Origin of the sequence: Pseudomonas sp. NFACC51 (genome assembly GCF_900103575.1) — a bacterium.
Taxonomy (GTDB): Bacteria; Pseudomonadota; Gammaproteobacteria; order Pseudomonadales; family Pseudomonadaceae; genus Aquipseudomonas; species Aquipseudomonas fluorescens_Q.
Map to the genome: position 1 here is coordinate 186,622 of NZ_FMXH01000011.1, position 21,593 is coordinate 208,214.

Here is a 21,593-nt window from a genome sequence, read left to right on the forward strand (position 1 = left end):
CCGAGCGGGAGCTGCCGTCGGGGCAGCTCCCGCCACGTTCAGAACGCAACCGCCACGGTTCTGGCCGTTGAACATCGAGTCCCAGTCCTTGGAGTAACGGCTGTAGCGATAGGTCAGGTCCGGTGTCCAGGGCAGGTCGGCGAAGGTGTAGCCGGCTTCGCCGTACCAGGCTTTCTCCGGGCCCGCGTCCTTGTCCTGCCAGGCGTACTCGAAGGAGAAGTGGGCGTTTTCGATGCCAGCATTGCCGGCGCCGCGCAGGCTGTAGATGTCCATGCCTTCGTGCTGTTTCTGGAAGTTGCTGGCGTAGCGGTCATCGACATCGATGCCATGGATATAGGCCAGCCCCAGGGTGCCAGGCGCGGCGGTGTATTCCAGGGTTGGCCGTCCCGTAGAAACTGCCCAGGTTGCCGAGTGTCTGGTCGATACTCAGGCCATACTTAATGAAGTCTTCGCGCCAGCTTGAACCACCGGTGGAGCCGTCGTAGTTCTTGCGGCTGTTGAACAGCCCGTAGACCGCCAGGAAGTTGCCGATGACGGTGGTATCTTCGTCGGAATAAAGCTCATAAGCCTGGGCCGGTGAATCGGCGACCAGCAGGGCGATGCCCAAGCCGATGGGCATTGCGCAGCAGAGGTGTACGGCGTGTGTGCCCCATGGTGGAATTCCCCAGTGCGATTGGACAGTAGAGCGCGCATTAAGGGGAGAGGTACCCAGGGAAGTCTTTCACCTGCCTGCCATGGAGTTGATCCAGGCCGCCAGCGCGGCGGTGTTGGCAGGCAGCAACAAAACCGGCGGCAGACATGGGCAAGACGCCCGGCGCGGTGCGGCGCAGAGTAAGGCTGCACGCAACGCCGTTTCGATCAGGGACTGGTTGGGGAAGGCATGATCGCCGGTTCCTGGACGGCTGTGGCATCCATACTAAAAATACGCTTTCGAGGACCTTGCACCATGTCGATCAATGACAGGCTCACCGAGCACTTGAACCGGGGTTCGGTGGGCTTTCCCACCGCGTTGGCCAGCACCATTGGCTTGATCATGGCAAGTCCCGTGATTCTCACCGCGACCATGGGCTTTGGCATTGGCGGCAGCGCCTTTGCCGTGGCGATGCTGATCGCCGTGGTAATGATGCTGGCCCAGGCGACGACGTTTGCCGAGGCGGCGTCGATTCTCCCGACCACCGGCTCGGTCTATGACTATATCAACTGTGGCATGGGACGTTTCTTCGCGATTACTGGCACCTTGTCGGCCTATCTGATTGTCCATGTGTTCGCCGGAACCGCCGAGACCATCCTGGCCGGCGTCATGGCCCTGGTGAACTTCGAACACCTCAACACCCTGGCCGAATCGGCAGGTGGCTCCTGGTTGCTGGGCGTGGGGTTCGTGGTGGTCTTTGGCGTGCTCAACGCGTTCGGCGTCAGCGCCTTTGGCCGGGCCGAAATCATCCTGACGTTCGGCATGTGGACCACCCTGATGGTGTTCGGCGTGCTGGGCCTGATCGCCGCTCCGGCAGTGGAGTTGGAGGGCTGGTTCGGCGCGTCCGTGGTGGGCACCGATATGGTCACGGTGCTGTCGCTGGTGGGCATGGCCATGTTCATGTTTGTCGGCTGCGAATTCGTCACGCCGCTGGCACCGGACCTGCGCCAGTCCGCTCGGACCATGCCCCGGGCCATGATGCTGGGCTTGTTCAGCGTCGCCACCTGCATGTTCATCTACGGTGCGGCGATGAAGCGCCAAGTGGAAAACGTGCTGCTCGATGCCACCAGCGGCGTGCATCTGCTGGACACCCCCATGGCGATTCCACGCTTCGCCGAACAGGTCATGGGCGATATCGGCCCGATGTGGCTGGGCATTGGCTTTCTGTTTGCCGGTGCGGCGACCATCAACACCCTGATGGCCGGCGTACCGCGGATTCTCTACGGCATGGCGGTGGACGGTGCGTTGCCGAAAATCTTCACCTATCTGCACCCGCGCTTCAAGACGCCGTTACTGTGCATCCTGGTGGCGATGCTGATTCCGTGCCTGCACGCGTGGTGGCTGGGTGGCAATACCGACAACATCATGCACCTGGTGCTGGCCGCGGTGTGCGCCTGGAGTTTTGCCTACCTGCTGGTGACCGTGTCGGTGGTCAGCCTGCGGATTCGTCGTCCCGATCTGCCGCGGGCCTATCGCTCGCCGTGGTTCCCGTTGCCACAGATCCTGTCCAGTGTCGGCATTATGCTGGGCATGTGGTTCATCACACCGCCCGGCATGAACCCGGCAGACATCTACGTGCCCTTCGCGGTGATGCTCGGTGGCACGGCAGCGTACGCCTTGTTCTGGACCCTGGTGGTACAGAGGGTCAATCCATTCAAGCCAGCGTCGGTAGAAGACGTGCTGGCCAAGGAGTTCTCCCATGAACCAGGGCAACTTGCGGGCGAGTTTGTCGACCCTGCTGCAAAAACTGTCTGAGTTGTTCAGCGCCCAGCACACCCCGGCCGGGTATCGGCCCGGGGTGACCCTGGAACACCTGCGGCGCAACCTGGCGCTGGCGCAATTCGAGGTGACGGGCCTGACCACGGCGACGGCAGCCACCGACGATGGCAGCTTGCAGTTGGAGATCGTCGAACGCACCGAGTCGCAGTTGTTGATGCACCTGGTGATGACCGAGTTCGTCCTGCGCGTGCCTGCCTCCCGAGAGGGCACGGCGCGCCTGGAGCTGCACCACGGCGGGGCTGTTCGGCGCAGTGGTATTCGCTGCCGGCAGCGGGACGGGCGCAGTGACCTGGCGGACCGGTTGCAGGCGGCGGTGGAGCAGGATCTTGTGCTGTATCAGGCCCTCATGCCCCTGGATTTCAAACGGCTGCGCATCGATTTGCAGGGACGCCAGTGGTGCGTGCGCCTGGAACACATGGGCGGTAGCGAAGTGGTCAATCGCATGCCGGCCTTTCGTCGGTATATCCCGTTGAGCCGCGAGCAGCGCTGCGTCTTGCTGGCAACCTTGAGCGGTCTGCAGCGGGTACTGGCAACGCTCTGATTCTGTTGTGCTGCCCTGGCATCATTCCTGCTACTGCTCTGGCGATCAGGTACTTGTTGCGTGCATATAGATAACATGTTAACTATTGCCGCACAAAAACAAAAAGCCACTGCGGAGAATGCCATGAGCATGCAACAGGTTGGGCAGGACGGTCTGGACACCTGGAACCGGGATCTGCGGGCGACTTGCGGCCACTTCGATACCGAGCTGGCCTTCAATCGTTCCCTGTTTATTGGTGAAGTGTCGAATTTCCATCGGGGTGGCCTTGCCCTCGCGAACCTGCGCACCAACGCCGGTAGCATCAAGCGTCACCTACCCAACGCGGATCACGACGATGACCAGGATTGCTTCCTGGTCAGCCAGCGCAGCGGCTACTGCCGCATTACCCAGAACGGCTTGAGCATTCAGCTGGCACCCGGTGAACTGCTGCTGATGGATTCCGTGGGGGCGCTTGAGATCAGCCCGTTCGGCCTGATCGAGCACGCGGTGCTGTCCTTGTCTCGCCAGGACGTGTCGCGACAACTGGGCGGGGAGACCAAGACTTTCGGCAAGGTTTCGTCCAGCAAGGCGTGTGGGCGGATGCTGCATGTCTTGATGGACCAGCTGTGCAGGGACACACCCGACGGCGAGGGCGCCGCGGGCGAGGGTGAAGCGTTGCAGAGTGCCTTCGTTTCGCTGTTGGGCTCGGCCTTGGAGCACAGTAGCGATGCCCGTGATGAGGGGGTTGCGTTGCAGGGCAGCCATCTGCGCAGCTATGTACAGAAGGTCATCGACGAGTCACTGACCCAGCCCGGCCTCAGCCCGGTGGGCCTGGCCAATCGACTGAATATTTCGGTGCGGCATCTGTATCGATTGTTCGAAGAGCAGGATGACAGCGTTTGCCGCTATATCCAGCGGGCCCGGCTCAAGCGCAGCGCTGATGACCTGACCAATCCGTTCCTGCGGGACGAGTCCATTACCTCGATTGCCTACAAATGGGGCTTTACCGATTCGGCGCATTTCAGCCGTTCGTTCAAGAAGCAGTTCGAGCTGTCGCCCAAGGAGTTTCGTTCCAGCCGTTTGCAGGAGGGGCAAGGGATGGCTTGAATGAGGTCGTCGTTGACTGGATGATCGCTATCGCGAGCTTGCTCGCGATGACGGTGGTCCATCCACCCTCACCGCAAGCTGACTCCCCCCACTCAGGTTCAGACCTCCGGCAACGTCGAACCCCCGTCGACCACCAAAGTCTGCCCGGTCACATAACTGGCCAGGCTCGATGCCAGGTACAGCATGGCGCCGGCGATGTCACTCGGTTGGCCCAATCGACCCAGCGGCACTCGGCGGGCAATGTCCTGGTTGACTTCATCGTCGCCCAGGTTGGCCATGGCCGGTGTCGCGATCATGCCCGGCTCGACCCCATTAACGCGGACATTCTCGGCCGCCAGTTCCAGCGCGGCATTGCGAATGAAACCATTGACCCCGGCCTTGGAGGCCGCGTAGTGGCTGAGCCCTGGATACGCCACCCGCGGGCCGGTGACCGAAGAGGTCACCAGCACGCAGCCTCGGCCCTGGCGTCGGAACATCGGTAGCGCGGCCTGGGTCAGCCAGAACAGCGCCGACAGGTTCACCGCCAGCGTACGCTCGAGCATCGACGGGGTGATCTCGGCGAACGGTGTCAGCGGAAAATACCCGGCGTTGTGCACCAGGGTATCCAGCCTCCCCAAGCGCTGCTCCAGCTCGGCCATCATCCCGAAGACCGCCGTTGCGTCGGCCAGGTCAACCCCCACCGCTTGTACCTGACAGCCCTCGGCAGTCAATTCGTCGGCCACCGCTTCGGCGCGCGCCAGGCCAAGGTCGGCGATGACCACGCGAGCCCCACGCAGGGCAAACGCTTCAACGATGGCCCGGCCAATGCCCTGGGCGCCGCCCGTGACCAATACGGTCTGGCCGCTGAAATCCAGATCCTCAGACATCGCTGGCCTCCATCCGGCTGAAGGCCAGTGTCGGTACATCGACAATGTTGGAGCCGCCATCGGCCACCAGCGTCGCCCCGGTGATGATCGACGCATCAGGGGAGGCCAGGAAGCGGCAGACGTTGGCGATTTCCTCCGCGCTGGCCGGCCTGCGCAACGGCAAGTCGGCGCAGACCCGGTCATAGGCCTGTTGCAACGTTTCGCCATGGAACTGCATCAGTGCCTGCATTTCTTCATCGGCCATGGGGGTGCGGACCCAACCTGGGCAGATTGCATTGACCCGTACGCCGTGAGGCCCGTAATCCCTTGCCAGGGAGCGGTTGAGGCCTAACAGCGCATGCTTGGCTGTGGTGTAGCCGCACACGTGGGGGCCTGCCGCCAACGAAGCGATGGAGGCAATCAGCACAATGTTGCCGGCGCTTTCCTGCAGCAGTGGCAGGCACGCCCGGGCGCTGTAGAAGGCGCTGTCGAGGTTGCTGCGCAGGGCCGCTTCCCAGGCCGATGGCTGAGTCTCAGTGGCGCTGCCCATGCCCAAACCACCGGCACAGGCGAGCAGCACGTCGAGTCGGCCATGGCGCGTGAAAATCTGCTCGATGAAGCCGTCCCAGGTGTTCGGACAGGCCGCATCGCCCACCAGCACCAGGCCGCCGATGTCCTCGGCGAGTGCTTCCAGGGGCTCGCGACGGCGGCCGATCAGCACCAGGTTGGCGCCTTCGGCGGCATACAGGCGGGCGCAGGCGGCGCCGATGCCGGTACCGGCACCGGTGATCACCACGGTACGTGATTCAGGCATCGGGATACTCCGTCTGATTGAGTACCTGGCAGTAGGAACTGACCGGGAAATTGGAGAACTCATCGAACGACGCACCGGCGTAGCCGAAGATCTTGCCGTCGCTGCGGTGCTGTTGCAGGTCGATCAGCACCAGGCCCAGGGTCGGGATGATTTTTTCCCGCCAGACGAACAGGTACAACTGATCGGCGATCTTGTAGGTGTCGCAGCGATCGGTGTCGCACAGGCCTTGCTCAACGCCCTTGAGGCACTGCCAGGAGTAGAACTGGTCGTTGAGGTAAATGTGTTCGTAGACCTCGCTCGGGCTGTAGCGATACAAGTTGCGCAGCCCCACCAATTCGGTAGTCGGTGTGTGCGGGCACAGGCCAGGCTGCCAGGGACGATCGAGGCTGCCGTGCAGGAACTGCGCTTGAACCGAGGTCAGGGGCTTGCCGGCCAGCGCCCGACTGTAGAGGCCTTCGCCGGTTTCCGGCTGGCTCGGCATGCGGCCGATCACGGCGGTGAAGGCGGCGCTGGCGGTATCGAGCACCAGGCTTACCGACAGCGTCAGCTCGCCTTCGCGCTTGATGAAGTCCACCAGGTACAGGCCCGGGCGTACGGATGTGGCCCGGTAGGTCGCGCTGCCGTTGGAGTGCCCATCGGCGGCGTTCCAGGTCAGGGTGTCCTGCTCGAAGCGGTGCTCGATCTGCCAGCCATTGGCGAAATGCAGGGTGAAGGTCTTGCTGTCCAGGTCGGCCAGGTTTGGCAGGATGAAAGCTTCGGGGGCAAAGCCATCGGCCAGGGCGCCGACGGTGATCCAGTCTGAAGATGTGCTCATTACAAGGCTCCGGTGGTTGAATTAGCCACACGGATCATGCGGTGCCGGGTAACGGCGGCCTATCAACCAAATGGTTGATCAGAGGAACAGTGCGCTGACCAACTCGGTACGGCTGCTCACACCTACCTTGCGAAACAGGTGGATCAGGTGAGTCTTGATGGTCGGCAAGCCCACCTCCAGCTCCCGGGCCAATTGCTTGTTGCTGACGCCTTGGCGCAGCAGCCAGGCAATCTGGCGCTCCTTGGGCGTCAAGTCGCCCAGTGGGTCCTCATGGCTAGGCAAATGGGCCGCGGCCAGTTGCAGCAAGGCCTGCAACGCGCTGAGCTGGCTTAGATGCTGACTGGTGAAGATGCCTTGCTCGGCGGTGCGCAACAACGAAATCGCGGCTTGGGGCTGACCGTCCCGATGGGCGAAGACTTCCACCACGTCGACCACGCCGTAGCGCTGTAGGAAGTCGTGATAACGATGGTTGTCACGTCGCGGTTGGCGGGTCATCGCCAGGCTCAACGGCACCACGGCCAACTCGCTGGACACGCAGTGGCGCGGATGCAGCGGATCAAATTGGCGATAGTTGTCCAGATAGTCGCGGTGCATCTCGCCGCTCATCCTGTGCAGACTGAAGTCGTGGACCTGCAGTTGCCGATCAACGCAGTAGAACGCCGCCCGGCTGACGGGAACGAGCTGGGTAAATGCGTGCAGGCACTGGCTGGCGATGTCCTGGGTGGGGATGAGGTTCATGGTCGCACCTTCGCCGAGAGGGCTGCCGGTCGGGCCGGCAGCCAAGTCCGATCAGGCTACCGCGAAGTAGTGCTTGACGAAACTCTCGCTGACCACTTCCCACAGCACCGGTGTGCCCTTGGTCACGAACCAGCTGTCGCCGGCCTTGTAGCGGGTGCTCTGGCCGGTGGCCTCGTCGGTGAGCACCACTTCACCGGTGACCACGGTGGCGTGTTCGGCGAAGGGATAGACCATCCGGAACTTGCCTTGGGTGGTACCGAAGTAGGCGCTGCTGACGGGGTCGGTTGGTGCGCCGAAGGTCATCTTGCCGAAGGCTTTGACTTCGCCTTCGAGAATCTGCGAACCGAGATCGGCGACGGTGCCCCAGGCGTCCAGGTCGGACAGCTGGATGTCTTTTTTGACGGTGATAAGGGGCATGGCAGTGACTCCTGATGATTAAAAAATAGCGAAGTTGGAAGGGGGGCTTGTGGTGAGGGATTTATCCCCGCTGGGCGCGCAGCGACCCCTGAAAAAACCTGCATCTGTGCTGCTTATGGGGCTGCTTCGCAGCCAGCGGGGATAAATCCCTCGCCACAGGGTGTATGTTCAGCCACTCATCTCAGCGACGGCCGTTCCAGTAGCCCGACAGCTGATGCCAGGACTTGCCGGCGGTCAGCAGCAATGGACGAATGGCGTCTTTGCCGATGATGGTCGGGCGCCGGATCGAGCTGACCAGGTCGTAGCGCGCCGAGCCTTCGCTCATGCCTTCGGCCAGCACCTTGCAGATGATGTGGCTCGGCGTGACGCCAAAGCCTGAGTAACCCTGGACGAAAAACGCGTTGCTGCGCCCGGGCAGGGTACCGATCTGCGGGAACAGGTTCGGGCTGCACGCCATCGGGCCACCCCAGGCCAGGTCGATCTTCACGTCCTTGAGGTACGGGAAGATCTTCAGCATCAGGCGCCGGTTCCAGGCCTTGAGATCCTGGGGGATGTGCTCCACCAACGGCGTCGCAGCACCGAACAGCAGGCGGTTTTCGTTGGTGACGCGGTAGTAGTCGATCACCGGGCGAATGTCACTGTAGGCACCGCGAATCGGGCTGATGCGCTGGATCAGTTCGTCCGACAACGGCTCGGTCATCATCTGGAAGGCGTAGGTGTTGATGGTCGAGCGATGCAGCTCCGGTTCCAGCTTGTTGAGGAAACTGTCGCAGGCCCACAGCAGCTTGCTGGCCCTGACCGAGCCGCGCCCGGTACGCACGGTGATGCGCTCGCCATAACTGACTTCCAACGCCGGGCTGTTCTCGAAAATCCGTACGCCGTGGCTGACCAGGGCCTTGGCCTCACCCAATAACAGGTTCAGTGAGTGCACATGCCCGCCGCCCATGTGCAGCAAGGCGCTGCCGTAGGCCTTGGAACCGATGATCTGCTGCACCTCGGAGCCGCCGAGAAACCGGATCTCGTGTTTGCTATTGACTGACTTGAAGTCTTTTTCCCAGGCCCGCAAGGTTTTCTCCTGGCGCGCGTTGAAGCCCATGTAGCCGTAGCCGTGGCAGAAGTCGGCATCGATGGCGTACTTGGCGATACGGTCCTTGATGATGTCGGCGCCCAGGTCGCTGATCTCGAAGATCTGGCGCAGGCCGTCTTCACCCACGTCCTTCTTGATCTTTTCCAGGTCATGACCGATGCCGGCCATAATCTGCCCGCCATTGCGCCCAGTGCCGCCGAACCCCAGGTAACGCGCCTCCAGCACCACGATGTTGGTGATGCCTTTTTCGGCGAGCTCCAGCGCGGTATTGATCCCGGAGAAACCGCCGCCAATGACCACAACATCGGCGTCCACGTCCTGTTCCAACGTGGGGAAGCTGAGGTTGTATTTCTTGGTGGCCGTGTAATAGGTGGGCGTTTCGATATTGATCATGACGCAACCTGACAAAGTGAAAGGAAACTCCGTTGCCACGCCTTCGCAAGGCATTGCAGGGGATGGCCCTATTAAGAGCCTTGGCAGGGCGCTTGTCTTGATCATCCGTGCCGGGGGATTTGACCGAGCGCGCCATGGCGCCGAAAGCTGCCCCATGAAAAGTACAATCTTGGATCTGGAAGGTGCATTTTTCACCCGCCTGTGATTGCCCATACTGGACCGGCCTTAATCACTGATCCCGCTGTTTGCGCAACCTCAGGTTGCCGGGCAGAGACGGGATTGGCAGATGCCAATAATAAAAGAGCCTGTCCATGAAAAAGCCAAACCCGCTGCTCGAAGACCTCAAGCCCCTCCTGCCGGTCATTGCCGCCAATGCCTTCCAGGCGGAGAAAGACCGTAGCGTCCCTGCCGAAAATATAGCCTTGCTCAAAAGCATTGGCATGCACCGGGCCTTCCAGCCGAGACCCTACGGTGGCCTGGAGATTTCCCTGCCGCAGTTCGCCGATTGCATCGCGCTGCTGGCCGGTGCCTGTGCCAGCACGGCCTGGGCCATGAGCCTGTTGTGCACTCACAGCCATCAGTTGGCAATGTTCCCGGCCAAGGCCCAGCAGGAAATCTGGGGCGATGATCCCGATGCCACTGCCAGCAGCAGTATCGCGCCGTTTGGCCGCACCGAGGAAGTCGAGGGCGGTGTGACGTTCAGCGGTGAAATGGGCTGGAGCAGCGGCTGCGATCATGCCGAATGGGCGATCGTTGGGTTTCGCCGTAAAAACGCCGAAGGCGCCCAGGACTATTGCTTTGCGGTGCTGCCGCGCAGCGACTATGAGATTCGCGATGACTGGTTCGCGGTAGGCATGCGCGGCAGTGGCAGCAAGACGTTGATCATCGACAACGCTTTCGTGCCGGAACACCGGATCCAGAAAGCCAAGGACATGATGGAGGGCAAGTCCGGCGGATTCGGCCTGTACCCCGATAGCAAGATTTTCTACTCGCCATACCGCCCTTACTTCGCCAGTGGTTTTTCCACGGTCAGCCTGGGCGTGGCCGAACGCATGCTGGAGGTCTTTCGCGAGAAGACCCGCAACCGCGTGCGGGCCTACACCGGTGCGGCAGTCGGTGCCGCTACCCCGGCGTTGATGCGTCTGGCCGAGTCGACTCATCAGGTGGCCGCGGCCCGTGCCTTTCTGGAGAAAACCTGGCAGGAGCACGCCGAATACGGTGAGCGCCACGAATACCCCAGCCAGGAAACCCTGGCGTTCTGGCGGACCAACCAGGGCTATGCCACCAAAATGTGCATACAGGCTGTCGACCGCTTGATGGAGGCGGCTGGCGGCGGTGCCTGGTTCGAAAGCAACGAGTTGCAACGACTGTTCCGCGACGCCCACCTGACCGGCGCCCATGCCTATACCGACTACGACGTTTGTGCGCAGATTCTCGGTCGTGAGTTGATGGGCCTTGAGCCTGATCCTTCCATGGTTTGACCGCCTGTTCGTTGAACCCTAGAACAATAATCGAGGCCGTCCCTTGAGGCGGCCGGGAGTCTTGCATGTCCAGTCTTTGTGATACCGCTTTCGATACCCGCGCGTTCCGCCGGGCCCTGGGTAACTTCGCCACTGGCGTGACCGTGGTCACCGCTGCCACTGAAGATGGCCGCAAGGTCGGTGTGACAGCCAACAGTTTCAACTCGGTGTCCCTGGACCCGCCATTGATCCTGTGGAGCATCGACAAGCGTTCGAGCAGCCATGGCGTGTTCGAAGCCGCCAGTCACTTTGCGGTGAACGTGCTGGCCGCCGACCAGATCGACCTGTCGAACAACTTCGCACGACCCAAGGAGGACCGCTTCGCTGAAATCGAATTCGAAACCGGCGAAGGCGGTGCCCCGGTGTTTGTCGATTGCTCGGCGCGTTTTCACTGTGAAAAATTCCAGCAGGTCGATGGCGGCGATCACTGGATCATGATCGGCAAGGTCGTGGCGTTTGATGATTTCGGACGCTCTCCATTGCTCTATCACCAGGGCGCCTACTCGATGGTGCTGCCCCACACTCGCATGACCAGACGGGAAGAGGGCCAGTCCCCCAGCAGTCACTTCCAGGGGCGCTTGAGTCACAATCTGTATTACCTGATGACTCAGGCGCTGCGGGCTTACCAGGCCAGCTACCAGCCGCGTCAGTTGTCTACCGGCTTGCGCACCAGTGAGGCACGAATGCTGATGGTGCTCGAGAACGATGCCGGGCTGAACCTGTGTGACTTGCAGCGGGAAGTGGCGATGCCGGCGCGCGAGATCGAAGAAGCCGTGGCCAACCTCAAGCGCAAGGGCCTGGTGACCGATGAAGGCGAGCGGGTACGCCTGACTGCCAAGGGCATGGATGAGACCGAAGGGCTCTGGGCCATCGCCAAGGAACAGCAGGACAAGGTGTTCGGCCAGTTCGGCGAGGCCCAGGTGGAGCATTTCAAAGCGGTGCTCAAGGGTGTGATCAAGGGCGCTTGAGCTGAAACATGCATCAAGGCTTGGCACCAACCCCTGTGGCGAGGGAGCTTGCTCCCGCTGGGCCGCGAAGCGGCCCCAACACTCCAAGCTCAGATTGCCTGACACTCCGCTGCGACTGATCCAAGGGCTGCTGCGCAGCCCAGCGGGAGCAAGCTCCCTCGCCACAGAGGCCTCGCTTGATCCAGATTCTGTGAACGGATGGTCCGACATGGGTTGGAAGCTGTTAAGATTTAGTTAACTCATTAACTAACTCTTCTCGCGAACCCCATCCATGCCCAAGCCGCGCCAATCCTTGACCCTGACCCTGCTCCAGGCCCGTGAAGCGGCCATGGGCTTTTTCCGGCCTTCCCTCAATCAACATGGCTTGACCGAGCAGCAATGGCGAGTCATCCGCATTCTTAGCCAGCACGATGAGCTGGAGATCAATCGCTTGGCCGAATTGGCCTGCATCCTCAAGCCCAGCATGACCGGCGTGCTGGTGCGAATGGAGGCGGCAGGCATGGTGGTGCGGCGCAAGGCTGAACAGGATCAGCGGCGAGTGCTGGTGCGCCTGGCGCCGCAAGGGCAGGCGAGCTTCGATTCGATGAGCCAGAGCATGGAAGCGAACTATCAGCGTCTGCAGGACAAGTTAGGGGAGGAAAAATTGCAGACGCTGCTGGGGTTGCTCAATGACCTGAAGGCGATCAGGCGCTGAGGCTGGTCTGCTTTTGTGGTGAGGGAGCTTGCTCCCGCTGGACTGCGCAGCAGGCCCAAAAGTCTTGAATTCACTGTCGGATTCAAGGGGGCCGCTTCGCGACCCAGCGGGAGCAAGCTCCCTCGCCACGGGGTTTGTGGTGCTGTCAGTACACACCGCCAGCCGCAGGCTTTGGTGTGTCCTTGAACGTCGCCGCCAATGTCTGCAAGCCCCGCATCAACACCGTCGTATCCACGCCCACCGCGACAAACGCCGCGCCGAGTTCGATATAGCGCCGGGCCAGTTTTTCATCGGCACTGAGAATCCCGGCTGCCTTGCCGGCCTGACGGATGCGGGCGATGGCGTCTTCGATGGCCGCTTGTACCTGCGGGTGGCCGGGGTTGCCGCGAAAACCCATGGAGGCGCTCAGGTCCGCCGGGCCGATAAAGACCCCATCGACACCGTCCACCGCGGCAATGGCGTCCAGGTTGGCCAGGCCCTCGCGGCTTTCGATCTGCACCAGCAAACACATCTGCTCGTCGGCTTTGTCGAGGTAACCGGGGATGCTGTTCCAGCGTGACGCCCGGGCCAGTGCGCTGCCGACACCGCGTACGCCATGGGGCGGGTAGTGGATGGCGCGCACCAGTTCGCGCGCCTGGTCGGCGCTTTCCACCATCGGCACCAGCAGGGTCTGCACGCCAATATCGAGCACTTGCTTGATCAGCGCCGTGTCACCGATCACTGGGCGTATCACCGGCTGGCTGGGGTAGGGGGCCACGGCCTGGAGCTGGCCGAGCAAGGTGCGCAAGTCGTTGGGCGCGTGTTCACCGTCGATCAGCAGCCAGTCGAAGCCGGCGTTGGCCGCCAGTTCCGCACAGTAGGCATCGGCTAACCCCAGCCACAGGCCGATCTGCGCCTCGCCGCTGCGCAGGCGTTGCTTGAAGGTATTGATGGGCATGTCCATGAAACGGTCTCCGATCAGACGAAACGGCAGGCGATAGAGCCGAGCATGTCGTAGTCGACATGGAAGGTATCGCCGGGGTTGGCTGCCACGGGGCGGGTGAAGGAACCACCGAGGATGATCTGTCCCGGTTGCAGGGTGACGTCATAGGCCGCCAGCTTGTTCGCCAGCCAGGCCACCCCTTTGGCCGGGTGATTGAGCACCGCCGCCGAGACGCCGGACTCTTCGATCACGCCGTTGCGGTACAGCACCGCCGGCACCTTGCGCAGGTCGATCTCGGTCGGGCGTACGGCGCGACCGCCCATGACCACGCCGGCATTGGCGGCGTTGTCGGAAATGGTGTCGAACACCTTGCGGGTCGCCTTGGTCTGCGGGTCGATCTGCTGGATGCGCGCATCGATGATTTCCAGCGCCGGAATCACCCATTCGGTGGCGTCGAGCACGTCGAACACCGTCACATTCGGGCCTTTCAAGGGCTTGCCGAGGATGAACGCCAGCTCCACTTCCACCCGCGGCACGATGAAACGCTCGAACGGGATGTCGGTGCCTTCGTCAAAGAACATGTCGTCCAGCAGCGCGCCGTAGTCCGGCTCGGTGATGTTCGACGACACCTGCATGGCCCGGGAGGTCAGGCCGATCTTGTGGCCGACCAGCTTGCGGCCGTCCTTGATTTTCTGCGCGACCCAGGCGCGCTGAATGGCGTAGGCATCCTCGATCGTGATGTCCGGGTGATCGAGGGAAAACTGCCGCACCTGCTCGCGGGAGCGTTCGGCATGGTCGAGGCGGGCGGCGGCTTGTTGGATGAGGTTCTGGTCAAGCATGGCAAGGGTCTCTTATTGAGGGTTGACGATGGCGGCCTGTGTGCGCAGCACCAGCAAGCCACCAAGGGCGATGAGCAGGGCCAGCACATACAAGGCGAGGCTGGCGCTCTGGGTGGTGTCGCGCATCCAGCCGATCAGGTAGGGCGCGAAGAATGAGGCGATGCTGCCGAAGGAGCTGATCAGCGCGATACCGGCGGCCTGGGTGCCGTTGGACAGGAAGGCTGGCGGCAGCTGCCAGAACATCGGCAACGCCGCACTGGCGCCCATGCCGGCGACAATCAGGCCGCTGAGCACCAGGATTGGATTGCCGGGTGAGAACCCGGTGACCGCAATGCCCAGCGCGGCCATCAACAGCGGTACGCACAGGTGCCAGCGACGTTCGCGATGGCGGTCGGAGGAGCGCCCGCAGCCGATCATGAAGAAACAGCCGGCCAGGTAGGGCACCGCGCTGAGCAGCCCGACCTTGCCGTCGCTGCCGATGCCGGCGCCATGGATCAGGGTGGGCATCCAGAAGGCCAGGGTATTCACCGCCAACATCACGGCAAAGTACACCGCCACCAACAACCAGACCTGCGGATTGTTGAGAATCGCCGAAAACGAGGTGATGGATTTGCGCTGTTCTTCAAGGCTCAGTTGTTCGCGCAGCTGCTGCTTGGCGTGCGGTGTGAGCCACTTGACCGTCTCGAAATCGTCCGGCAGGCATTTGAGCACAACAAGGCCGAGCAGGATCACCGGCAGCCCTTCGATGACGAACATCCACTGCCAGCCACGCAAACCGCCAACATCATGGAAGTGCTCGAGAATGCCGCCGGACAAAGGCCCGCCAATCACCCCGGCCATCGGCACGGCGATGGCGAACAACGCGGTCACCTGGGCCCGGCGCCGGGCCGGATACCAACGGTTGAGAAAGACCAGGATGCCAGGAAAGAAACCGGCCTCGGCCACGCCCAGCAGAAAGCGCAACACGTAGAAACCGGCGGCGCTGTCGATAAGGAACATGCCGGTGGACAAAGCGCCCCAGACCACCATCAGCGTGGCGATCCAGCGCCGCGGACCGACCCGGTCCAGGGCCATGTTGCTGGGCACCCCAAACAGCGCATAGGCGATGAAGAACAGCCCTGCGCCGAAGCCGTAGACCGTGTCGCTGAACTGCAGGTCGGCGCTCATCTGCATCTTCGCGAAGCCGATGTTGATGCGATCAAGGTGGGCAAAGAGGTAACAGACCAGCAGCAGCGGCATCAGCCGCCAGGTGATGGTGGCATGGGTGCGGTCGTGCGCGACGGTGCCGGCGGTGTTGGCGGTATGGGCTGTGCTCATGATCTTGTACTTTTTGTCAGAGAGGCCGATGGGGAACGCGAGGCAGACGGATTCAGGTGGCCTGGCCCTTGAGGAAGGCGTGGACGTTGTTGGCCTTGAAATTGAGCTGTTCGTGCAGCTCGATCATCTCGAACGACAGGGCCAGCAGGCGCTGGGCCTGGAGCTCGGCAAAGTGCGCGGTGATCACCTCGAAGAGTTTTTCCGCGACTTTCTGGCGCGTGGCCAGGTCGCGGCCGTGGCCGACTTTCAAGGTCATGTGTACGAAGGCGTAGTCGTGCTTGCCGTCGGCCATGCGCCAGGTGTCGAGGCGCACGCCCCGGCTGCGGATGCCGCCCAGGGGGAACACGCCGCTGTCGCCCAGCAAGGTGTGGACCTTTTCAAACAGGTCGGGCAGGTCGGCTTGTTGTTCGATGTTGTCGGTGTATTCAGCGATGAAATGCGGCATGGGGGCCTCATGCGTCGGCAGCTTTGAGTGGTGAGCTACAAGCGGCAAGTTGCAAGCGATCAGCTTTTAGCTTGCGGCTTGCAGCTGCTGTTCAGACTGGAAAAATGGCGTTGATCTGTCCGGTGCCGGAGCTGCCAAAAGGCTCGGTGATGATTTCGGCAGGCTTGTCGTAGTCCGGCCCGCCGAGCAACCCCAGCAGCATCGCCGTGTCATGCATCTTGCCTTCGCCGAAGCAGTGTTCGGCATAGTCCGGGAGCATCGCGCAGAACTCTTTCCAGCGGCCCTGGCGCCACATCTCGACGACGTGCAGGTCGACCTGCTTGTCGAACTCCCGCGTCCAGTTGTGGATGTTGGCTTCAGCGTTGCGATCGTCGGAGAAACGGTGCGACAGCGAGCCGGACGCGAGCACCAGGACCTTGCGGTCGCTTTTTTCGATGGCCCGGCGCACGGCGGCGCCGAAGGTGAAGCTGTCTTGCAGGCGGTGCCAGGCGCACCAGGCAGCAATCGATACGACGTCGAATTTCTGTTCCTGAGGGACGTCCATGTGCATGTAGCGCATCGGCACCAGCGTGCCGTATTCCAGTTCAAGGCTTGGGATGTTGTGGGCCAGGGTGCGCACATCGGCGGCATTGGCCTCGGCGGCGATCAGCTCGCCCAGTTCCGGGGCGCCTGAGTATTCGTACTCCATGTTCTTGATGAAGTGCGGCAGCTCGTTGCTGGTGTAGATGCCCTTGAAGTGCGCGCCGCTGTTGACGTGATAGGCGCTGTTGACCAGCCAGTGCACGTCGAACACCACGGCGGCGTCGGCCCCCAGCTCACGGGCGCGACGGCCGATTTCCTTGTGGCCGGCAATCGCGGCGGCGCGGCAACCGTGGTGCTTGCCGGGCAGCTCCGACAGGTACATCGAGGGAACGTGGCAGATTTTCGCAGCCAGGACGACTTCGCCCATGATGATTCTCCTGAAAAGATTGTTCTTGTTGGATCTTGGATAATCGGTGAATCGGGTGTTGATGATGAGTTGTGGCGAGGGAGCTTGCTCCCGCTCGATTGCGCAGCAATCGTCAGGAAAAGCGGGGCTGCTTCGCAGCCCAGCGGGAGCAAGCTCCCTCGCCACAGGGTTCATCACTTACCTTGGGTTAAACACCCCATCGCGGTATGTGATGACTGCCCATGGAGATGCAAACGTTCTTGATCTCGGCAAACACTTCAAAGCTGTACTGTCCGCCTTCGCGGCCGGTTCCGGAACCCTTCACGCCGCCGAAAGGCTGGCGCAGGTCGCGCACGTTCTGGCTGTTGATGAACACCATGCCGGCCTCGATGCCATGGGCCAGGCGATGGGCCTTGCCAATGTCCTGGGTCCAGATGTACGAAGCCAGGCCATATTCGGTGTCGTTGGCCAGTTGCAGGGCCTCGGCTTCATCCTTGAACGGGATCAGGCACACCACCGGGCCGAAGATTTCTTCCTGGGCGATGCGCATCTTGTTGTTGACGTCGGCGAACACCGTCGGCTGGATGAACTGGCCACGGCTCAGGTGGGCAGGCAAATTGGCCGGACGCTCCAGGCCACCGGCCAGGAGGGTGGCGCCCTCTTCGAGGCCGATCTTGATGTAGCCGGTGACCTTGTCGTAATGGGCCTGGGTGATCATCGAACCGACCTGGGTCTTCGGGTCCTGCGGATCACCGACGATCAGGCGTTTGGCGCGGGCGGCAAACTCGGCCACGAATTGCGGGTAGACGCTTTCCTGGATGAAGATCCGGCTGCCGGCGGTGCAGCGTTCGCCATTGAGGGAAAAAATGGTGAACAGCGCGGCGTCGAGGGCGCGTTCCAGGTCGGCGTCTTCGAAAATCAGTACCGGCGACTTGCCGCCCAGTTCCATCGAGTACTTTTTCAACCCGGCGGTCTGCATGATTTTCTTGCCGGTGGCGGTGCCCCCGGTGAAGGAGATCGCCCGTACATCCGGGTGGCGCACCAGCGCGTCGCCGGCGGTGGCGCCGTAGCCTTGGATCACGTTCAATACGCCATTGGGAATGCCGGCCTCGACGGCCAGGCGCCCCAACTCGTTGGCGGTCAGCGGCGACAGCTCGGACATCTTCAGCACGGCCGTGTTGCCCAGGGCCAGGCACGGCGCCGTTTTCCAGGTCGCGGTCATGAACGGCACGTTCCAGGGCGATACCAGCGCGCAGACACCCACCGGTTGGTACAGGGTGTAGTTGAGCATCTGGTCGTCGACCGGATAGGTGTGACCGTCCATTCGCGTGCAGACTTCGGCAAAGAAATCGAAGTTGTGGGAGGCCCGCGGGATCAGCACGTTCTTGGTCTGGTGGATCGGCAAGCCCGTGTCGAGGGTTTCCAGTTCGGCCAGTTGCGGCACGTTCTGCTCGATCAGTTCACCGAGCTTGCGCATCAGCCGGGCGCGTTCCTTGGCCGGGGTATTGGCCCATTTCGGAAACGCTTCCTTGGCTGCCGCGACCGCTTGGGCCACTTCCTCGGCGCCGCCGCTGGCGACTTCGCCGATGGCCTCGCCGGTGGCGGGATTGTAGTTGACGAAGACGTCCTTGCTTTCGACCTCACGGCCGTCGATCCAGTGTTTGATCATGCTGCTCAAGCCTCTTTACGGGATGCGAAGAACTCGGCTTCGCTGACAATTCGATTGACCAGGCGACCGACGCCTTCCACTTCCACCACCACTTCATCACCGGGCACCACGTCCGCCAGGCCTTCCGGCGTGCCAGTGGCGATCATGTCGCCGGGCTGTAAGGTCATGAAGCTGGACAGGTATTCGATCAGGTACGGGATATCGAAAATCATGTCCTTCGTGCTGCCTTCCTGGCGCAACTGGCCGTTGATCCAGGTGCGCAGCTTCAGGTTGCTCGGGTCCGGCACATCGGCCACGTCGACAATCCATGGGCCGACGGGCGTTGTCGCGTCACGGTTCTTCACCCGCAGGTTGGGGCGGTAGTAGTTTTCCAGGTAATCGCGGATCGCGTAGTCGTTGCACACGGTGTAGCCGGCCAGGTATTCCAACGCATCCTCGCGCTTGACGTTGCGCGCCGCTTTGCCGATGACCGCCACGAGCTCGCACTCGTAGTGCATGTAGGCGACGTTGTCGGGACGCCAGGTCGCCTGGTTGTGGCCGGTGTAGGTGCCGGGGGACTTGATGAATGCCAGGGGCTCGGTCGGCGGCTTGAACGCCAGCTCGGCGGCGTGATCGGCATAATTCAGGCCCAGGGCGAACATGCTGCCGGTGGCCGGTGGCAGCCACTGGACCTGGTCCTCGGCCAGCAGGCGACCGTCCGCCAGGCGTACAGCGTTGTGAGCTTCAACGGTGACGGCTTGATCCTGGCCTTCAAAACGAATGCGCGCGTGTTTCATGAACCTGCTCCTGTTTCCTCGGCCACGATGATATTGACCAGACGCCCCAGGCCGCTGATGTCTACTTCGACACGGTCACCGGGCAGTACGTCGACCCGGCCTTCAGGCGTGCCGGTGATCAGCACGTCGCCAGCATGCAAGGTCATGAACTCGCTGATCTCGGCGATCAGTTGGGGGATGTTGCGAACGAAGTTGGCGGTGCTGTTCTGCTGGCGAACCTCGCCGTTGACGTACAGCGTGATCGCCAGGCTGTGAGGGTCGGACACCTGAGTGGTGGGCACCAGTTCCGGGCCCATGGCGCAGAAGCCGTCCCGGCACTTGGCCTTGACGGCGGGGCGGTAATAGCTGTCTTCCGGGAGGCTGAATTCATTGATGAGGGTGTAGCCGGCCACGTAGTCCAGGGCTTCGGCGGCGCTGACGCGACTGGCTGACTTGCCCATGACCACGCCAAGCGCCGGCCCTGGTTGCAGTGTTTCGCTGCGACCGGGGTGAACCACCTCGGCACCGTGCCAGTTGCGGGTGTTGGGGGTCTTGATGAACAGCACGGGCTTGAGCGGCGGTTTTTGGTAGGGCGGTTGCTCGAACTCGGCGAGGCGCTGTTTCAGCAGCCCCTGGTAGTTCAGCGCGACCCCGAACAGGGTGCCGGTCGCGACGTCATGCAGGGCTCGGCTCATGCTTGTCTCCTGGCGATGCAGAGGGTGAGGGCTCTGCGGTTATTGTTAATGTGTTAACAGTTATAATTAAGATGTTAACTATCGTCAAGCGTGACAGAATGAGCGGGCACTGGTTGCCTTGCCGGATTCGGTGCAGGATGAATGCGGCAGGTATCTGGACCAGAATAAGAAAATGAGTACTGCGTGATGACTGACCGTCAGCCGATCCCCAACATCAACATTGGTCAGGTGTACGACCAGCGCTACAGCGATGCCGAAGTGCATTACGACCGACTCGCCAACCTGGCGGATTTTTTCGGTCGCAACATGCCGGTTCATCGTCACGACCGGTTCTTCCAGGTGCACTACGTCAAGAGCGGCACCGTGCGCGTATATCTCGATGACCAGCAGTACGTCGAATCCGGGCCGATGTTCTTCCTCACGCCACCGACCATTCCCCATTCCTTCGTGACCGAGGCCGACAGTGACGGCCATGTGCTGACGGTGCGCCAGCAATTGGTGTGGCAGTTGATCGACGCCGACCCGAGCCTGGCGCCGGCGGGCGTGCAAATGCCGGCGGCCTGCGTAGCGCTGGCGCAACTGGGGCCTGGGCAGGCGGGGGAGGTGCGGCGGTTGGAGTACCTGTTCGAGGAGTTGAGTGAGGAGGTGACGGCCGGGCGCCCGGGGCGCAGCGCAACACTGGACGCATTGACGCGGCTGATCATGATCAGCCTGCTGCGGTTATGTTCCAACTCCCTGGAGGCCAGGCCGGCCCGGCATGAAGACCTGAAGATCTTTCACCGCTTCAACGAGTTGATCGAGGCCCACTACCTTCAGCATTGGCCGTTATCGCGCTACGCCGAAGGCATCGGCGTGACCGAGGCGCGCCTCAATGACGTGTGCCGACGCATCGCCGACCTGCCTTCCAAGCGCCTGATCATGGAGCGGCTGATGCAGGAGGCCAAGCGCCTGTTGCTGTTCACCGGCAGCTCGGCCAATGAAATCTGCTACCAGCTCGGGTTCAAGGACCCGGCGTATTTCAGTCGGTTTTTCCAGCGTTACGCTCAACTCACGCCGGGGGAGTATCGCCAGCGGCAATCAGGGTTGCGCTGAGCGCTTGCAGCCCTGTGATAGCGACACTAAGCTGCCGACTCGCCCATCCACACAGTTCGAACATGGCCAACCCCAGACCCTCATTGACCCTGACGCTGTTGCAAGCCCGCGAAGCGGCGATGGCTTTTTTTCGACCGGCGCTGAACCAGCATGACCTCACGGAACAACAATGGCGGGTGATCCGCATCCTGCATCAGCAAGGGGAGCTGGAAAGCCATCAGCTCGCCCACCAGGCGTGCATCCTCAAACCGAGCATGACCGGTGTACTCAGTCGCCTGGAGCGTGACGGTCTGGTGCGGCGGCAGAAGTCCAGCCAGGATCAGCGGCGGGTCTTTGTCGGGCTGACCGAGCGCGGCCAGCAGTGCTTCGTGTCCATGAGCGAGGGCATGGAAGGCAACTATCGACGGATCGAAGAGCAGTTTGGCGAGGAAAAGATGGAGCAGTTGCTCGGGTTGCTCAATGAGCTGAAGAACATCAAGCCCTGAGGTTTGAGCCACAAGCCATGAGTAGCCATCCGCTTTTGTGGCTAGGGAGCTTGCTCCCG

At 62.0% G+C, this 21,593-nt stretch carries 22 protein-coding genes and 1 pseudogene; 8 read left to right on the top strand and 15 right to left on the bottom strand.

Annotation, left to right across the window (positions count from 1 at the left end):
* Positions 1–51 precede the first annotated feature (51 nt).
* Positions 52–653 (bottom strand): annotated as a pseudogene (locus BLT00_RS21490) (hypothetical protein); the annotation flags it as partial.
* Positions 654–946: 293 nt separating this feature from the next.
* Here BLT00_RS21490 and BLT00_RS21495 point away from each other — a divergent pair.
* The 3 genes from BLT00_RS21495 to feaR all read left to right on the top strand — a co-directional run bounded on the left by BLT00_RS21495 (position 947) and on the right by feaR (position 4,097).
* Positions 947–2,446, top strand: a complete 1,500-nt coding sequence (locus tag BLT00_RS21495; protein WP_092141271.1) for an APC family permease — start codon at positions 947–949, stop codon at positions 2,444–2,446.
* Complete coding sequence (locus BLT00_RS21500; RefSeq protein WP_170867281.1) at positions 2,391–3,011, top strand: DUF3156 family protein; 621 nt, start codon at positions 2,391–2,393, stop codon at positions 3,009–3,011. Before BLT00_RS21495 ends, BLT00_RS21500 begins: the two co-directional genes overlap by 56 nt.
* A 123-nt stretch (positions 3,012–3,134) precedes the next feature.
* Entirely contained in the window at positions 3,135–4,097 is a 963-nt protein-coding gene (gene feaR / locus BLT00_RS21505) for a transcriptional regulator FeaR (RefSeq protein WP_092141268.1), read from the top strand.
* A gap of 98 nt (positions 4,098–4,195) precedes the next feature.
* Here the strand turns inward: feaR and BLT00_RS21510 are convergent, their stop codons facing one another.
* The 6 genes from BLT00_RS21510 to BLT00_RS21535 form a co-directional block, all read right to left on the bottom strand.
* Positions 4,196–4,963, bottom strand: a complete 768-nt coding sequence (locus tag BLT00_RS21510; protein ID WP_092141266.1) for an SDR family oxidoreductase — start codon at positions 4,961–4,963, stop codon at positions 4,196–4,198.
* Positions 4,956–5,756 (bottom strand): SDR family NAD(P)-dependent oxidoreductase, encoded by an 801-nt coding sequence (locus BLT00_RS21515; protein ID WP_092141263.1) that lies wholly within the window; start codon positions 5,754–5,756, stop codon positions 4,956–4,958. Before BLT00_RS21515 ends, BLT00_RS21510 begins: the two co-directional genes overlap by 8 nt.
* The gene (locus BLT00_RS21520; RefSeq protein ID WP_092141259.1) at positions 5,749–6,570 is read right to left on the bottom strand and encodes a molybdenum cofactor biosynthesis F family protein; all 822 of its coding nucleotides are present in this window, start codon (positions 6,568–6,570) and stop codon (positions 5,749–5,751) included. Before BLT00_RS21520 ends, BLT00_RS21515 begins: the two co-directional genes overlap by 8 nt.
* A 78-nt stretch (positions 6,571–6,648) precedes the next feature.
* Positions 6,649–7,308, bottom strand: coding sequence for a helix-turn-helix transcriptional regulator (locus BLT00_RS21525; protein ID WP_092141256.1), 660 nt, complete (start codon positions 7,306–7,308; stop codon positions 6,649–6,651).
* A 51-nt stretch (positions 7,309–7,359) separates the two neighbouring features.
* Positions 7,360–7,725 carry a cupin domain-containing protein gene (locus BLT00_RS21530; RefSeq protein ID WP_092141253.1) on the bottom strand — a complete coding sequence of 122 codons (366 nt, stop codon included), beginning with the start codon at positions 7,723–7,725 and terminating at the stop codon, positions 7,360–7,362.
* A gap of 181 nt (positions 7,726–7,906) precedes the next feature.
* Positions 7,907–9,205, bottom strand: a complete 1,299-nt coding sequence (locus tag BLT00_RS21535) for an NAD(P)/FAD-dependent oxidoreductase (RefSeq protein WP_092141250.1) — start codon at positions 9,203–9,205, stop codon at positions 7,907–7,909.
* A 311-nt stretch (positions 9,206–9,516) separates the two neighbouring features.
* On the opposite strand from BLT00_RS21535, the gene BLT00_RS21540 reads away from it, so the two are divergent.
* The 3 genes from BLT00_RS21540 to hpaR (BLT00_RS21550) all read left to right on the top strand — a co-directional run bounded on the left by BLT00_RS21540 (position 9,517) and on the right by hpaR (BLT00_RS21550) (position 12,387).
* The gene (locus BLT00_RS21540; protein WP_092141247.1) at positions 9,517–10,686 is read left to right on the top strand and encodes a p-hydroxyphenylacetate 3-hydroxylase oxygenase component; all 1,170 of its coding nucleotides are present in this window, start codon (positions 9,517–9,519) and stop codon (positions 10,684–10,686) included.
* A gap of 65 nt (positions 10,687–10,751) precedes the next feature.
* A complete protein-coding gene (locus BLT00_RS21545; RefSeq protein ID WP_092141244.1) occupies positions 10,752–11,693 on the top strand; it encodes a p-hydroxyphenylacetate 3-hydroxylase reductase component in 942 nt (313 codons plus the stop codon).
* A 271-nt stretch (positions 11,694–11,964) separates the two neighbouring features.
* Positions 11,965–12,387 (top strand): homoprotocatechuate degradation operon regulator HpaR, encoded by a 423-nt coding sequence (gene hpaR, locus BLT00_RS21550; RefSeq protein WP_092141241.1) that lies wholly within the window; start codon positions 11,965–11,967, stop codon positions 12,385–12,387.
* A gap of 145 nt (positions 12,388–12,532) precedes the next feature.
* Here the strand turns inward: hpaR (BLT00_RS21550) and hpaI are convergent, their stop codons facing one another.
* From hpaI to BLT00_RS21590, 8 genes are all read right to left on the bottom strand, one after another.
* Positions 12,533–13,330, bottom strand: a complete 798-nt coding sequence (gene hpaI, locus BLT00_RS21555) for a 4-hydroxy-2-oxoheptanedioate aldolase (RefSeq protein WP_063321382.1) — start codon at positions 13,328–13,330, stop codon at positions 12,533–12,535.
* 14 nt (positions 13,331–13,344) lie between these two features.
* Positions 13,345–14,148, bottom strand: coding sequence for a 2-oxo-hept-4-ene-1,7-dioate hydratase (gene hpaH / locus BLT00_RS21560; protein ID WP_003201609.1), 804 nt, complete (start codon positions 14,146–14,148; stop codon positions 13,345–13,347).
* Positions 14,149–14,160: 12 nt separating this feature from the next.
* Positions 14,161–15,465 (bottom strand): MFS transporter, encoded by a 1,305-nt coding sequence (locus BLT00_RS21565; RefSeq protein ID WP_092141238.1) that lies wholly within the window; start codon positions 15,463–15,465, stop codon positions 14,161–14,163.
* A gap of 52 nt (positions 15,466–15,517) precedes the next feature.
* On the bottom strand, positions 15,518–15,910 hold the full coding sequence (locus tag BLT00_RS21570) for a tautomerase family protein (protein ID WP_092141235.1): 393 nt from the start codon (positions 15,908–15,910) through the stop codon (positions 15,518–15,520).
* 91 nt (positions 15,911–16,001) lie between these two features.
* Complete coding sequence (hpaD, locus tag BLT00_RS21575; RefSeq protein ID WP_092141232.1) at positions 16,002–16,859, bottom strand: 3,4-dihydroxyphenylacetate 2,3-dioxygenase; 858 nt, start codon at positions 16,857–16,859, stop codon at positions 16,002–16,004.
* Between the two features lie 187 nt (positions 16,860–17,046).
* Entirely contained in the window at positions 17,047–18,507 is a 1,461-nt protein-coding gene (gene hpaE, locus BLT00_RS21580; RefSeq protein ID WP_092141229.1) for a 5-carboxymethyl-2-hydroxymuconate semialdehyde dehydrogenase, read from the bottom strand.
* Between the two features lie 5 nt (positions 18,508–18,512).
* On the bottom strand, positions 18,513–19,283 hold the full coding sequence (locus BLT00_RS21585; RefSeq protein ID WP_063321376.1) for a fumarylacetoacetate hydrolase family protein: 771 nt from the start codon (positions 19,281–19,283) through the stop codon (positions 18,513–18,515).
* The gene (locus BLT00_RS21590; RefSeq protein ID WP_092141226.1) at positions 19,280–19,957 is read right to left on the bottom strand and encodes a fumarylacetoacetate hydrolase family protein; all 678 of its coding nucleotides are present in this window, start codon (positions 19,955–19,957) and stop codon (positions 19,280–19,282) included. Before BLT00_RS21590 ends, BLT00_RS21585 begins: the two co-directional genes overlap by 4 nt.
* A 186-nt stretch (positions 19,958–20,143) precedes the next feature.
* On the opposite strand from BLT00_RS21590, the gene hpaA reads away from it, so the two are divergent.
* Both hpaA and hpaR (BLT00_RS21600) read left to right on the top strand, forming a co-directional pair.
* On the top strand, positions 20,144–21,049 hold the full coding sequence (gene hpaA / locus BLT00_RS21595; protein ID WP_018613304.1) for a 4-hydroxyphenylacetate catabolism regulatory protein HpaA: 906 nt from the start codon (positions 20,144–20,146) through the stop codon (positions 21,047–21,049).
* Positions 21,050–21,111: 62 nt separating this feature from the next.
* Entirely contained in the window at positions 21,112–21,534 is a 423-nt protein-coding gene (hpaR, locus tag BLT00_RS21600; RefSeq protein WP_063321373.1) for a homoprotocatechuate degradation operon regulator HpaR, read from the top strand.
* Positions 21,535–21,593 lie beyond the last annotated feature (59 nt).

Coding starts and splice junctions, on each gene's coding strand:
- BLT00_RS21495 (WP_092141271.1), top strand. CDS start 947: ATGTCGATCAATGACAGGCTCACCGAGCACTTGAACCGGGGTTCGGTG.
- BLT00_RS21500 (WP_170867281.1), top strand. CDS start 2,391: ATGAACCAGGGCAACTTGCGGGCGAGTTTGTCGACCCTGCTGCAAAAA.
- feaR (WP_092141268.1), top strand. CDS start 3,135: ATGAGCATGCAACAGGTTGGGCAGGACGGTCTGGACACCTGGAACCGG.
- BLT00_RS21510 (WP_092141266.1), bottom strand. CDS start 4,963: ATGTCTGAGGATCTGGATTTCAGCGGCCAGACCGTATTGGTCACGGGC.
- BLT00_RS21515 (WP_092141263.1), bottom strand. CDS start 5,756: ATGCCTGAATCACGTACCGTGGTGATCACCGGTGCCGGTACCGGCATC.
- BLT00_RS21520 (WP_092141259.1), bottom strand. CDS start 6,570: ATGAGCACATCTTCAGACTGGATCACCGTCGGCGCCCTGGCCGATGGC.
- BLT00_RS21525 (WP_092141256.1), bottom strand. CDS start 7,308: ATGAACCTCATCCCCACCCAGGACATCGCCAGCCAGTGCCTGCACGCA.
- BLT00_RS21530 (WP_092141253.1), bottom strand. CDS start 7,725: ATGCCCCTTATCACCGTCAAAAAAGACATCCAGCTGTCCGACCTGGAC.
- BLT00_RS21535 (WP_092141250.1), bottom strand. CDS start 9,205: ATGATCAATATCGAAACGCCCACCTATTACACGGCCACCAAGAAATAC.
- BLT00_RS21540 (WP_092141247.1), top strand. CDS start 9,517: ATGAAAAAGCCAAACCCGCTGCTCGAAGACCTCAAGCCCCTCCTGCCG.
- BLT00_RS21545 (WP_092141244.1), top strand. CDS start 10,752: ATGTCCAGTCTTTGTGATACCGCTTTCGATACCCGCGCGTTCCGCCGG.
- hpaR (WP_092141241.1), top strand. CDS start 11,965: ATGCCCAAGCCGCGCCAATCCTTGACCCTGACCCTGCTCCAGGCCCGT.
- hpaI (WP_063321382.1), bottom strand. CDS start 13,330: ATGGACATGCCCATCAATACCTTCAAGCAACGCCTGCGCAGCGGCGAG.
- hpaH (WP_003201609.1), bottom strand. CDS start 14,148: ATGCTTGACCAGAACCTCATCCAACAAGCCGCCGCCCGCCTCGACCAT.
- BLT00_RS21565 (WP_092141238.1), bottom strand. CDS start 15,465: ATGAGCACAGCCCATACCGCCAACACCGCCGGCACCGTCGCGCACGAC.
- BLT00_RS21570 (WP_092141235.1), bottom strand. CDS start 15,910: ATGCCGCATTTCATCGCTGAATACACCGACAACATCGAACAACAAGCC.
- hpaD (WP_092141232.1), bottom strand. CDS start 16,859: ATGGGCGAAGTCGTCCTGGCTGCGAAAATCTGCCACGTTCCCTCGATG.
- hpaE (WP_092141229.1), bottom strand. CDS start 18,507: ATGATCAAACACTGGATCGACGGCCGTGAGGTCGAAAGCAAGGACGTC.
- BLT00_RS21585 (WP_063321376.1), bottom strand. CDS start 19,283: ATGAAACACGCGCGCATTCGTTTTGAAGGCCAGGATCAAGCCGTCACC.
- BLT00_RS21590 (WP_092141226.1), bottom strand. CDS start 19,957: ATGAGCCGAGCCCTGCATGACGTCGCGACCGGCACCCTGTTCGGGGTC.
- hpaA (WP_018613304.1), top strand. CDS start 20,144: ATGACTGACCGTCAGCCGATCCCCAACATCAACATTGGTCAGGTGTAC.
- hpaR (WP_063321373.1), top strand. CDS start 21,112: ATGGCCAACCCCAGACCCTCATTGACCCTGACGCTGTTGCAAGCCCGC.